Annotated in this window: 8 protein-coding genes; 4 read left to right on the top strand and 4 right to left on the bottom strand. The window is 52.9% G+C overall.

Annotation, left to right across the window (positions count from 1 at the left end; all coding sequences use genetic code 11):
• The first annotated feature begins 380 nt into the window (after nt 1–380).
• Nucleotides 381–1,091, top strand: a complete 711-nt coding sequence (locus VV869_RS06500) for a helix-turn-helix transcriptional regulator (RefSeq protein WP_337734167.1) — start codon at nt 381–383, stop codon at nt 1,089–1,091.
• A gap of 376 nt (nt 1,092–1,467) precedes the next feature.
• Here the strand turns inward: VV869_RS06500 and pdxH are convergent, their stop codons facing one another.
• Nucleotides 1,468–2,103: a pyridoxamine 5'-phosphate oxidase gene (gene pdxH, locus VV869_RS06505; RefSeq protein ID WP_337734168.1), complete on the bottom strand. Its 636-nt coding sequence runs from the start codon at nt 2,101–2,103 to the stop codon at nt 1,468–1,470.
• Between the two features lie 192 nt (nt 2,104–2,295).
• Between pdxH and VV869_RS06510 the strand changes: the two genes are divergently transcribed.
• The 3 genes from VV869_RS06510 to VV869_RS06520 all read left to right on the top strand — a co-directional run bounded on the left by VV869_RS06510 (nt 2,296) and on the right by VV869_RS06520 (nt 7,930).
• Complete coding sequence (locus VV869_RS06510; protein ID WP_337734196.1) at nt 2,296–4,128, top strand: sensor histidine kinase; 1,833 nt, start codon at nt 2,296–2,298, stop codon at nt 4,126–4,128.
• Entirely contained in the window at nt 4,125–5,477 is a 1,353-nt protein-coding gene (locus VV869_RS06515) for a sigma-54-dependent transcriptional regulator (protein WP_337734169.1), read from the top strand. The genes VV869_RS06510 and VV869_RS06515 overlap by 4 nt, the downstream gene beginning before the upstream one ends.
• 500 nt (nt 5,478–5,977) lie before the next feature.
• Nucleotides 5,978–7,930, top strand: coding sequence for an EAL domain-containing protein (locus tag VV869_RS06520; RefSeq protein WP_337734170.1), 1,953 nt, complete (start codon nt 5,978–5,980; stop codon nt 7,928–7,930).
• Between the two features lie 106 nt (nt 7,931–8,036).
• Here the strand turns inward: VV869_RS06520 and VV869_RS06525 are convergent, their stop codons facing one another.
• The 3 genes from VV869_RS06525 to VV869_RS06535 all read right to left on the bottom strand — a co-directional run bounded on the left by VV869_RS06525 (nt 8,037) and on the right by VV869_RS06535 (nt 12,949).
• A complete protein-coding gene (locus tag VV869_RS06525) occupies nt 8,037–9,668 on the bottom strand; it encodes a FapA family protein (RefSeq protein WP_337734171.1) in 1,632 nt (543 codons plus the stop codon).
• A gap of 528 nt (nt 9,669–10,196) precedes the next feature.
• On the bottom strand, nt 10,197–10,592 hold the full coding sequence (locus VV869_RS06530; protein WP_337734172.1) for a hypothetical protein: 396 nt from the start codon (nt 10,590–10,592) through the stop codon (nt 10,197–10,199).
• Nucleotides 10,593–10,879: 287 nt separating this feature from the next.
• Complete coding sequence (locus VV869_RS06535; protein ID WP_337734173.1) at nt 10,880–12,949, bottom strand: tRNA(Met) cytidine acetyltransferase TmcA; 2,070 nt, start codon at nt 12,947–12,949, stop codon at nt 10,880–10,882.
• Nucleotides 12,950–13,087: the final 138 nt, after the last annotated feature.

Raw genomic sequence — 13,087 nt, forward strand, 5'->3', positions numbered from 1 at the left:
AAACCAGCCTATGTCAATAGGTGATTTCCCCCCTTATCTCGCCAGCCCCAATTCGCTATATTTCACCTCGTAGACAGGGAGCTCACTACACAGTTCACTGTCTGCAGTATCCAATTGGATACATGCCAATTGAGTTTTCTTTGATATACACCCTCATATCAAAGATATGAACTAAATTGGATACCTCTTCTACACGTCGTACAGGATTGTGCTCTTCGGAGTCAAACTCTTGTCTTTGCCGGTCATTTTGGACCGGCTTTTTTTTGCCTTTCTCTGGATTTGTGTCCAACTATCCGGCATTGAGATATTGTAAGATTTTTCCTTTCTATTACACTTTGTCCAGTCCGTGAATCTATCCGCTATTGACCAGGCACTGCACCGTGAAAGAAAAAGTCGATCCCTCCCTTATCCACCTCTTTGATCAACTTCCCGGTTGCTGGGGATGTAAAGATAAAGACTCTGTATTTGTCTACGCCAACGAAGAATATGGAAATATCATCGGTGTTGACCATCATTTGGATTGTATCGGCCGCACTGATTTTGATATGCCAAGCCCAACGGTCGAATGCGCGGATTCTTTTCGAGAGCAGGATCATTTGGTGATGAATACCGGAAATCGGATGCGAATTTTAGATATTCACCCTTATTCCGACGGTAGCTGGCGTGCACATTTATTCACGAAGACGCCCTGGAAAAATCAGGACAATGAAACCGTCGGCACCATTTTCTCCGGAGTGGAGCTCAAAGACACCGCGATCTTGGAAGTCGGTCATTGGATATGCCGGGCAGCGGGCCTCAGTACCAAAGTGCAGGCCTCGTTCAATCTGGATTTAACCAGCCAGCCAATCGCCTTAAATACCCGTGAGTCTGAAGTGCTGTTTCTGCTGCTGTATGGCAAGAAGCCGCAATATATTGCCAAGGTCCTGAATGTCTCCGTCAAAACCGTGGAAAATTATGTGCTACGGCTGCGGGAAAAATTTAACGCGAATTCAAAAAATGAATTAATCGACCTTGCGTTGGATCTGGGGTACGGATCTAATATTCCGGAAAGTATGCTCAAGCGGCAACTCTCGGTTATTTTGAAAGAATAATCTTTGTTTGATTATTTTCTTCTCAGAATCTTTTTTATTTCCGATACGGCATATCAACTTTATGGATAAAAATGACTTGCCCTGAAATAAATCACAGCCGAAATCAATTCACTTTTTGCTCATGATTCAATGAATTTGGAATAACATAGATTAAACCCGGTGTCATTTTACCGACGCAGGCGAGTTATCTTGCTCAGCTCTTCTGTAGGTCATGACAGCAACGCATGCATGATGAACAGCCGTGTATGAAATTAAAGACAATGATTGATGATGTATATAAAAATACCGGCAGAGATACGCCGAGACTATCTATGGGGAAAAGTTGTCTTCACCTATAAAAAGTGCAGCATTGCGCTGCACGAAGATAAACGTCGAATTAAGGCGCAAGGCGTTCGATATCCCACTGCTCGCCGTCCCGGGTAAACAAAAACCGATCATGCAGCCGGTTGGCACCGCCCTGCCAGAATTCAATGCTGTTCACTTTCACCCGGTATCCGCCCCAAAATGTCGGGACTGGAACCTCCCCTTTCGCGAACTTCTGTTTCAGCTCCATAAACTTACTCTCCAGCGCCTGACGCGCTGAAATTCGGCTGCTCTGTTTGCTGGCCCAGGCCGCAATCTGGCTCTCTTTCGGCCGGGAGGAGAAATACTTCATGACTTCCATCGCTGACAGTTTCTCGGCTTCACCCGTGATGTGCACCTGTCGCTCAATCGGATGCCATGGAAAGTGCAGGCTGATCCGCGGATTCTCGCCCAGTTGTGACGCTTTCCGGCTCCCCAGGTTGGTATAAAAGACAAATCCATCCTGATCGAAATGCTTCAACAACACGATCCGCTGATAAGGCTGCCCCTGCGGATCCACCGTTGCCACTGTCATCGCTGTCGGATCACTCAATTGTGCATCCACTGCTTGCTGCAGCCACTTGCTGAACAAACTTAATGGCTCTTCGGGTAAATCATGACGCCGTAAGCCGCCACGAGTATACTCACGTCGAATATCAGACAGTTCCATTGTTAACTCCGCGTTAGGTTATGCTGGGGAAATTGTGCGCCCTACGTGGCGGAAAAACAAGTTCCGATAGCAGAATGGTCGGTTTTTCAGCTGTTTAACAACTCTTTTCCCGGAGACTTACAGCTCTGCTAGCCAGCTCGTATTTTCAGGCACAAAAATCTGCTATACAAGCCGGCTCACCCCAGCCGGATGATGATCGTGAAAAAATTCAAATCACTCGTGTGGATGGCAGGCGTCGGACTGTTCCTGTGCGCCGGGATCGGCTATCTGACATACCATCAGGTCGCCCGACATACCACGGAGAAACTGACCCTCAATGTCAATCAACTGGGGCAAAAACTCGACGCCCAGTTGATGCGCTACAGTAAACTGCCGGAAGTCCTGGCCCGGGACCCTCGCCTGCTCCGCCCCTTACTGCAAGATATGGCAATAGAGCCTCCTTCCGCACCCAGCGCCCAGCAATACCAGGCAACCAGTGAGCTACTGGAGCAGTGGGGCACCATTCTCGGGGCCGATACGATTTACTTACTGAACCAGTCCGGCACCACGCTCGCAGCCAGCAACTGGCAGCAGGCGGACAGTTTTGTCGGCCACAACTACGGCTATCGACCTTATTTTCGCGATGCCATCGAAGGCGGCAAAGGGCAGTTTTTCGCGCTGGGCGTGCGCTCGAACAAGCGTGGCTACTATTTCTCATCGCCGGTGTCTCATGGGAAGCAAATCATCGGGGTACTGACGATCAAAGTGGATTTGTCACTGATTGAAGATATCTGGCAATACGAAGATCTGGAATATGTCATTGCCGATCCGTTCGGCGTGATTTTTTACAGCTCAGAGCCCAGCTGGCTGTATCGCGCCTTGGTGCCGCTGACCGCACAGCAGAAAAGCCAGATTTTCGCCTCCCGCCAGTACGGCAACGCGCCGCTGGCACCGCTGACGGCCCACCGGGAGTTAGCAGCCTTTCAGCAAAACAGCATCAGCCAGATGACCCTGCCGGCCCAGGATCACCGGGCTTCTTTCGTGGTTGCCAGCCGCGACATGGCCCAGGCCGGCATGACAATTTACGGTTTCAGCCCGATCACCGTGGCCTACCGTTATGTTTTCCAGGCCATCATGATGTTTGCCCTGGTTTATACCCTGCTGTGCCTGGCCGTGATTTCCTGGTGGCAGACCCGCAAGGCGCAACGGGCACTGGCGCAATTGAACGATCGCCTGGAACAACTGGTGATCAAACGAACCAATAACTTACTCGAGAGCAACCAGCGGCTGCGCGAAACGGTCAAACAATATGAACACAGCCAGGCCGAGCTGAAGCAAACCCAGAGCGAGTTGGTCCAGGCTGCCAAACTCGCTACTTTGGGGGAGTTATCGGCCAGTATTAATCATGAGATCAACCAGCCCCTGGCCGCTATGCGCACGTATACGGAAAACTCACGCAAGCTGCTGGCGAAAGAGCGTTATGATGCGGTCGCCAGCAATTTAGATGAAATCCTTCACCTCAACCAAAGCGTTGCCGAGATCATCGCCCGGTTCAAAGTCTTTGCCCGCAAAGCCCGTGGCAGTGACAACCGAACTGTTGCCGCCGACGCCATTCGGGCGGCCACCACCCTGCTCCACAATCAGCTAATCAAAGCGGGAATTATCCTGCGAGTCGGCGAGCTTTCCCCGGACATTCAGGTCAACGCCGATGCGGTTCAGTTCGAACAGGTACTGGTCAATCTGCTCCACAATGCTATTCAGGCCCTGGCCGACGCCCATCAACCGCAAATCGGTATCCGGCTCCAGGCCGATGACGAGTACGTGGAAGTGCGGATCTGGGACAATGGCCCCGGCATGGATGAGGCGCAGAAGCAACAGATTTTCACCCCGTTTTTTACCACCAAACATGACGGGCTCGGATTGGGTCTGACGATTTCCCGCCGAATCATTGATTCCTTTTCCGGGACGCTCACCGTCACCGATCACCCCGAAGGCGGCGCTGAGTTTGTGATCACCCTGCCCCGCAGTACCAAGGACACCGCATGAAGCCACAAGTAATTTTTATTGATGATGAAAAGTCGATCCGCGACGCGCTGGGCCAAACCCTCGAGCTCGAAGATTATGACGTCCAGCTCTTTTCTGGTGCCAAACCGGCCCTCGAGGTGTTGGATAACCAATATCCGGGGGTGATAATTTCCGACATTAATATGCCGGGGATGAACGGGCTGGCGTTTCTCGAACGCGTACTGGCGATCGATCCGGAGCTGTCGGTGATTCTGCTGACTGGCCACGGTGACATCTCCATGGCGGTTGAAGCCATGCGCCTCGGTGCCTACGATTTCCTGGAAAAACCGTTTTCGACCGATCACTTACTCGACGTGGTCAAGCGCGCCGCCGATAAGCGTGAACTCGTGCTGGAGAACCGGGAGCTGCGCCGTGAGCTTGAAGCGCAGAGCGGCCCGGGCCAGCGGATCCTCGGCAATACGCCGCAAATCAAGCAACTGCGCCGGATCCTGTCCCATATCAAAGATACCCGGACGGATGTGATGATCCAGGGTGAAACCGGCACGGGCAAAGAGCTCGTCGCACGTTTTTTACATGAGCACAGCGCCCGCCAACATCAACCCTTTGTACCAATGAACTGTGGCGCCATCCCGGAAGCCATGATGGACAGCGAGCTGTTCGGCAGCGACCCCGCCATGCTAACCGGCGGACAAAAAAAGCGAACCGGCAAAATCATCCACGCCAACGGCGGCACCCTGTTTCTTGACGAAATCGAGTCCATGCCGATGGCGTTGCAGGCCAAGCTGCTCCGGGCCCTGGAAACGAATCACATTGAGGCGTCCGACACCCAGCCCGCCGTACCCCTGGATCTTCGTATTGTCGCGGCGACCAAATCCGACCTCCAGCAGCTCAGCGATCGGGGACGGTTTCTGCCGGATCTCTACTACCGGCTCAACGCAGTCAGCATCAACCTGCCGCCCCTGCGCGAGCGCCAGGAGGATATCCCGATCCTGTTTCAAAACTTTATCCGCACCACCGCCACCCGCTACGGGACAGAGCCGCCGCAAATCAGCCTGACCCAGCTGCAAACCCTGATGGCGCACGACTGGCCGGGCAATATCCGTGAGCTTCGCAATCTTGCCGAGCGCATGGTGCTGATGGGAGATGCATCGCGCCTGAACGAAAGCAACCCGTTCGATGACGACCCGCAACCCGCGACTCTGGCTGAGCGCATCAACCAATTCGAATACACCTTACTGACCGACGCGCTGAAACGCCATCATGGCCGTTTAAAAGAAGTGCAGTCAGAGCTCGGACTGGCACGCAAAACTCTGTACGACAAAATGAAAAAACATAATATTGATAAAGACGACTTTAAACTCTCCCAGTAATGCCAAAACTTTCTGGGGAAAGTGGTTCGTTCACAGATAGCCTGCAGTCAAGCCTTTCCGTCGTCAGCGCGGGTGATTCGGCTCAGGTAACATGATCTGCGCAAGATGCAGATGACAAGATACAGATGGCAGGAAGACAGGCATTCTGCCGTCACCAGATAAACCTCGGGTCTGTGCTCTCTAACGCACCGACCTGTACTTCCCAACCAATCTTGTCCCGGCTCAGCTCTTTCAACTGAAAGCTTCTCGGGCATGCAGTAATTATTTGAGTCATCTTCCGAAACTGTTCACAAGCTTGCATCTTTCACCGCCATAGCACAGCAACTTTGTTAAATTTGATTATCCATTTCTGTCAAGCGATCGCGGCCGGTCATCGTACCCACCCGTGATTTCGTGTTGATAAATCTTATCGACGCAGTGACTCATATTCATCAACAACTCGGCCCCGAATGGTAAGAACACGCCAGAGACTGAATCCGAGCGCTGCATGAGTGTGCCCTATGACATTACAAAAACAATTATTTCGCCGTCTGGTTGCCTTGGTGGTGGTCCTGCTGCTGGCCTTCGCAGCACAGTTTGTCTATAGCCAGTATCAACAACTGCTTCAACAGCAAACATCGCGATTAAACCAAAATCTCCAGCTGGCGACGCAAGTCCTGGCCGTCGAGGTCGTCCAGCCGGAAACTCATGTGCTGAAACAACGCCTGACTGAGCTGACCCACGCTTCGGGCTGGCACACCGCTCAGTTGGAAGTGCTGGCGCACGACCTCACGGTTTCGTTCAACCCGCATGCTCCTGAACCGGTCGTACCGAGCTGGGTGCCGTTGTTGAATTTATTCTCCGGACAAACCCAAACCCGCTTGCTCACCCATGAGGGCACCATTATCGCCAGACTGACCGTTTCTACTGATCCGCAGGCGTTCTATCAGCAATGGGGGCAAACCCTGTTGACCACCTCGGTGACGCTGGGTGTTCTGTTGGCCCTGACACTCATAGGGCTTCATTGGATACTCAGCCAGCCATTAAAACCACTGCGCAGTCTGGCGGCACGGGCTGATGCTCTGCTGCGAAACCAGTTTGGCGCCCCCCTCGCCCTGCCCGCGGCCAGTGATTTACAGGTTTTGGTCAAGGCCATCAATCATGTCACGGTGCAACTGGAGAAGAATTTCAAGACTCAAGCCAGAGAAGCGATGCAGCTACGCGAGCAAGTTTATCGGGATCAGGTCTCCGGCATGGGAAACCGCAGCTTTTTTATCAGTCAGCTCAACTCCTGGCTGACAAACTCTGCCCAAGGCGGGCTTGCTTTGATGAAAACCCCGCTGATTGAAGTGTGTTATCGTGAACAGGGCTATACCGCGGGCGATGAGCTGGTTCGCGATATTGCCGATGGATTGAATCAGTCGATCACCTATAGCGATCTCACCTTGGCCCGGCTTTCTTACGATGAGTTTGCCTTGCTGGCACCAGATATCAGCCGGGAAAAACTGTTCGAAATTGGGCAGCTCATGCTCTCTGTCGTCACCCAGCTGCAACCCCGGGTCGGGAGTCGGCAGGCCACTCCTGCCCACGTCGGTCTGATCCTGAATCATCAAACGTCTAATGCCAGCACCTTGCTGACCCAACTCGATAATGCCCTGAGCCAGGCTGCACTGTCGCCGCAACAACCCATCGCCTTTATGTCCGATCCCGACAGCCAGACAGCAATGGGTAAACAACAATGGAAAGCCCTGTTGATCGAGGCGATCGACAACGACTTATTCAGCTACCGCTTCCAACCGGTGATCGCCGGCCAAAATGAGGTTTATCATCATGAAGTATTCAGTGCGATCACCAAGCATGGTCAATCCTATTCGGCCAGCCAGTTTCTCGGGGCCATTGAAGATCTCGGCGTCGGCAGTTTATTCGACCGCCACGTTCTGGCCCAGTTGGTCAACCGACTCAATGCAGATGCGCAGCTCGGTCCCCTGGCCGTCAACCTGACCAGCACCAGCACTCGTGATCCGGCATTTATACATTGGCTTAACCAGTTGCTCGACAGAAACCAGGCTTTGGCAGGCCGACTTTATTTTGAAATTCCGGAAGCCTGTTTTATTCACCATCCCGACGCCACGAGCTTGTTATGTGCGGCCATTCGTTTCTACCAGTTTGGTTTTGGCGTCGATCATTACGGTCGCCATTTCAAATCACTCGACTACCTGACGGATTTTCGCCCGAACTATGTCAAAATTGATTTTGCTTATACCCACCAACTCAATGACCCGACCAAGTCTCAGTTGCTTTCTTCCATTTCACGGACTGCGCATAGCTTAGATATCATGACCATTGCTACGCGTGTCGAAACTGAAACGCAGCTCGAACGGTTATCAGAATTATTTGTGAGTGGTTTTCAGGGGTTTATTACCGAGGGCCATCTTCCGCGGCCACGCTTACAGCCCTTAGTTGCGCATCGGTAAAATCGGACCAGGTCATTTACACTGTAAATTGTTCATCAGCCACCAAACCGTCCCATCGACATAAAAGTTTTGAGGGCTCAAGAAGGTGCATTTACAGTGTAAATGTTCAGGCATGGTAAGGAGAACGCTGTAAGCTCCGTTCTGAATAGTGGACAACAGTAGGACCATGCTCTTCCGTCACCGTCATCATTTCCTTCTCAATTTGACAACGGATATGCGCATAGAAATGCCCTACGGCGGTAATTTGAACCCCCTCAAGGGTTTCATGATAACGCTGGCGTAGCGTCTGATAGCGCTGTTTCAAATCGTCCAGGTTTTGCTGATGAGATAATGAGGCCACTTTCAATTTTTCAATCAGTGCCGGCGGGCGTTTATCTGCCGTCACTTTGAGTAACTTAAACTTCGCCTGTTTCAGTTTTAGTCCGTTACGCTGTTCGCTTTCAATTTGCTGGTGCAACTCGCCGAGACGCTCACGCCACTCAACATATTGGCTGAATGCGACAATCTCAGTGGGAACCCCGGCCGCTGCGCCAATATTCACCGCGATGACCCCCTGGCCCGCATCAATCAGGCCGCCACTCAACGTTCCTTGCCGCCGGGTCTGATCCATGACCGAAACTAAGCCCGAAGTCTGGACCCGGCAATGCAACATATGCAAGGTGCAAGACACCCCTTCGGTCGCGGTGATATCAACATACTGGGCAAATTTACTGACGATCTTCCCCCCGGCCTGAAGACGGCAAGGCAGTGCTTTGCCGTCCTGCTGACGACCAATGATCCCTTGTGTCACCAGAATATCACCGCCGGCCTCCAGAATTGCCAACTCAACAAACCCACTGACGGTAATGTTCCCCGTCGCGGAGACTTTCATTCCCGGTTTGATATCCCCATTAATCACCACACTGCCATCAAACTGAATATGCCCGGTTGAAACATCGACACCGGTTAAGGTCAACGCATCGTCAACCTGCATCCCGCAACTCTTGCGCAGTGGGATCCCGGATTTTACGGCCAGTAACAGGCTCTCATCTGTGGTATCGATTTCGGTTCCTTCACCGACATCAAAGTCGAGCGCCTGGCCCGGCGTTGCGGAAATCATCTTACCAAGCACATTAAAACCATCTTTTCCCGGCGTGGGCGGATGGCGCTTCATCAAGGCCTGACCGGCCTCAACGGTGATCAAGGCACCCAAATCCAGCATATCCACTTTGCCGTCCTCGGTCGCCTGCGGACACAGGATCCGTTGGCTGGCATCCGCGACCAGGGGCTCAAACCGGGCATCAGAGCCATGACACGGCTCCCGGCCGAATGCCACCGCCATGGTCAGCTTTTCCCCCGGGGCCAGTTGCTGGGATTGGGCCAGAAGCTCCTGCAGCACAGCCTTGCTGATCCCTTTGACGATGTGGTTTTCCTGTAGCGCGGTGATCAACTGCTGGCCGGTAAGCAACGCCCCGCCATAAGCCCCCGTGACCGTCACCGACGCGGTCATAAAATCCGGTTCGGTCTTGACCAGTAATCCGGTGTCCCGCCGCTCAGCAATCACAATCTGGCGAATTTCAACGGCGACATCAGTATCGCCATCTTCTGCCGTCGCAGCCGCATTTAACTGGACCAGCGCTTCAGCGAGCGCGGGCTCAAACACAAAAAAGTGTTCTGCGCCCAACTCAACCATCTGGGCAGAGATCAGCTCCCGCGTGAGCGGCGCCTCATGCCGACGCTGACCAGAATTTGCAATCAATGAGAGCGAACAACCATCTTGTGATAATTGAAGAACGGGCACGAATCACCTCTGACACCAATCCATAAGTATCCGGAAATTATTCAAATAGAACATGACATCATCACACTACCACTCATCCTACCTCTGCCACAATGTAGCGGATCACGCCTTCGTCACACTTCTATTTGCAACTTTATTGATAAGAGAAATAACAAGGAGTCTATTGCACTATTAGAGCAGAAAAGGCGCTGCCGGGCAGGTGCCAAAGCCACTCTTTTCTGTGCAAAACATAGATTTTCGAGTGAGATTTGACCCAGCCGGCCACGTGTGACCTAAAATCTTATCCGCTGGGTGATTTCTCGGGAGGGCTATGAAATATATCGGAAACTGAGCGCGGCTCTCAGCATCGTGGTTCACGTCAGTCATTACAACGCGCATAAATACAGCGTGATATCACCGGGTGCTTTAAAGCCTGCAACGTGGCAACCGAAACGATGTATCAACCCCGATCAGACGGGTGTGCCCCGGTTGCCGGGGCACTGCGGGCTAGTCCAGATCAATCACCAGGCGCATCAGCTGCTCATCCGTCAGCCAGTGATTCAAATGAAATTGATACTGGCAACCGCGGCCTTCGGCATCACCGCGCTCAACCGGGGTCAGGTATCCCGCCAGGGGTGGCATGCCTTGCAGCCCGAGTTCATACACCGCGGTCATATCCATTGGCATACTTGCACGCAGGTAGAGACTGCGCTTGCTCAACCGCGCCACACAAACCCGGGATCCGATACCAAACCGTTGGTCATCGTCAAGCACAGAGTGGTGATACAGGCGCGCAGCGAGCCCCGCCTTGCCCGGTGAATAAAAGATATCCGGCTGCACAGGATGAAATACAGGCAGCGTCAGCTTTTCCAAGGCCCGGCTATGAACTTTGACAAAACTCATCTCGTTTCCCCCATATTCCTGTGGCCATACTCAGCATGAACAAATTTAACCGCAAAAAAGTCTTCTCTCTCTACACTAACTTTAGTCCATTTTTCTGGTCGCAAGGTCTAATCTTGGATATTTCACGAGAACGAATCCCCGTCAAAATAAAACGATGTTTTATTTTGACGGGGTTTCTCTGCTGTAATTCGTGAAATGCTTGTTTGTAACTGATGAATTTACACTGTAAACCAGAACGGAAGGCTGTCGCTCAACTGAAATTTACAGTGTAAAGTGATGAAGAAAAACTATGACAGCGTCTGAGCCACCAGTTGACGCAGCGCCACATCAGCCTGCTTCTTCCCGGCATATCCGAATCCTTTCACCACTTGCTCCCAAGACTGGCGTTGCAGGATTTTTGCCGCAGCCATCAACAGTCGCGGCTCAACCACTGTCGCCTGAACTAACTGGGCAGCCAACCAGCGCTCCAGTGCGGCGACAATCAAATCATAGCCCAAACCACCCTGGGCAAAGACATGTAATTGGTGGGTATGAGCAGCCGACAAGCCGGGTAACCGAAGCGGATATAATGAAGATAAGTTCCGGTATAGCTGACAAAACAAAGCCGTATCCAAGGTGCGAAATTGCTCAACACGCTGGGCATTAAAATTGTCGGCAAAGATATCGCTTGCACATGCACACCATGCCTGCGCATCGCCACTGAGCGGTAACACCATCAACACCGAATGTGCGCCGCTGGCAGCATCTTTACTGATCCCCAAGCGAATGGGTTGATACCCGGCCTGCTGCCAAAAGCTCAGTAACTCCGGAACTAAACCAAAACTGGTTCCCAGGTAATCCAAGGATTGGTTTTGCCCCCATGCCTGGCAGTAAGCCAACAAGCCACTGCCAATCCCCTGGTGCTGACAATCGGGATGGACGGCAATTCGCATAATGCGCGCACATCGCTGTTGTGCCCCGGCGGCAAGCCCCAAATGCGCCGCCACCGACTGCGCCAGTAAATGCCCCCGCGGCCGACGCTGTCCGAGCACAACTTGCTGCGCTAACGTCGTACTAAATCCACCTTCCGAAGCCAGCAACACACATCCCAGCAGTTGCTGATCCGCCTCTGCCACAATCACCTGAACATCCGGATCGTCCAGAATCTGCGTTAAGTCAGATGGCGATGTCTGATAATGCGCGTTGACCAGCAAGCCAAAGAGCGCCGACAAGTACGACTCGTGGTTCAAGAGCTCAGCAGCAGACACCGCGCGATACTGAACCTGCGCTTTCAGCGGAAGGGTGAACTGCGGATACTCGGCATCAAGTAACAGGGCCTTGAACATCCAGGACTCTAGCGGATCGCCAGCAGCCCAGCGAATTGGTGTGCTCAATCTCATCGCCCGCCATTGCGGCGCGACTGTGTCGAGCTGCTGGCGAAATTTAATCGCAAAACCGCGACCAGTGCCTTCATAGCCATGGACCGTGCTGGCAAATGCGATACGACGAAAACGGTTTAAGAAGGACTGCAGCAATGGCGCAGGAATGGCGGCCGCTTCATCAACGATCAGAAAATCCACCGCTTGCGTTTCATCAAGCAAAGCATCTGGCGCAATAAATTCGAGCGTGCTCTGCTGGAAGCATAGCTGTTTCTGTGGCTGCTCTGCCTCATCCAATCCCGCGGCTGCATGACGGAATAACGTTTCGGCGCAGGCAAAAGACGGCGCTGTAACCACAATCCGCAGCGAACGCTCTCGCATCAGACTGGCGGCAGCAATGCCTAGCGCCGCCGATTTTCCGCGGCCGCGATCGGCTGTCAGTACCAAAGGACGTTTACGATGGCCAAACACCACCCTGCGGATAGCATGAACGGCGTCGGTTTGCTCTGCCGTCAGACAACCAAATTCCGGGTCCTGATAAATTGGCGCGGGCAACAGGCCGGCCGGCAACGGCGGTAACGGCTGACCCTGTTTCAAACGAATCACATCCGGCGCTGTCAGTAGCGTCAACAAGCGTTGTCGAGAGGGCTGTGCCGACTCGAATTCTCCGTCAGGCGGCAAGAGCAACACCAGCAACCCGCCCCCGACCACGGTGCCGGACAACGCGCCAAGTGCATCCGCATTGATCGTCTCATGGCCATTAAAGATTAAACAGTCGCATTCTTGCCCCAACCATTGCCGGGCCTTTTTCTGTACCAAGGCTTGCATGTTTTCAGGCGCCTGCTCCCCGGCCCACAGCACCCGGGGAAACGACTGTGCCAAACGGCGTGCCTGCTGCTCACACCATGCCCATTCCCCCTGAACTGTCACCAGGTATCGGATATTGGCCTGTTTGGCGCGCTCGATCAGGACCCGCTGATATTCGATAAGATCTAACATGCTCGTACTCAAAGGTGATATTCAGGCCAGATCATAGCATGGATAAATTGTCGAACTGTAGACTCCTCAAGGCACAATCAATAGCGGAATGATTGACGCCATGATGAGCAGAATGTGCAGACATAAAAAAGCCACGCC

Origin of the sequence: Photobacterium sp. MCCC 1A19761, from assembly GCF_037389125.1 — a bacterium.
Lineage (GTDB): Bacteria > Pseudomonadota > Gammaproteobacteria > Enterobacterales > Vibrionaceae > Photobacterium.

Coding starts and splice junctions, on each gene's coding strand:
- VV869_RS06510 (WP_337734196.1), top strand. CDS start 2,296: ATGATCGTGAAAAAATTCAAATCACTCGTGTGGATGGCAGGCGTCGGA.
- VV869_RS06515 (WP_337734169.1), top strand. CDS start 4,125: ATGAAGCCACAAGTAATTTTTATTGATGATGAAAAGTCGATCCGCGAC.
- VV869_RS06530 (WP_337734172.1), bottom strand. CDS start 10,592: ATGAGTTTTGTCAAAGTTCATAGCCGGGCCTTGGAAAAGCTGACGCTG.
- VV869_RS06535 (WP_337734173.1), bottom strand. CDS start 12,949: ATGTTAGATCTTATCGAATATCAGCGGGTCCTGATCGAGCGCGCCAAA.
- VV869_RS06520 (WP_337734170.1), top strand. CDS start 5,978: ATGACATTACAAAAACAATTATTTCGCCGTCTGGTTGCCTTGGTGGTG.
- pdxH (WP_337734168.1), bottom strand. CDS start 2,103: ATGGAACTGTCTGATATTCGACGTGAGTATACTCGTGGCGGCTTACGG.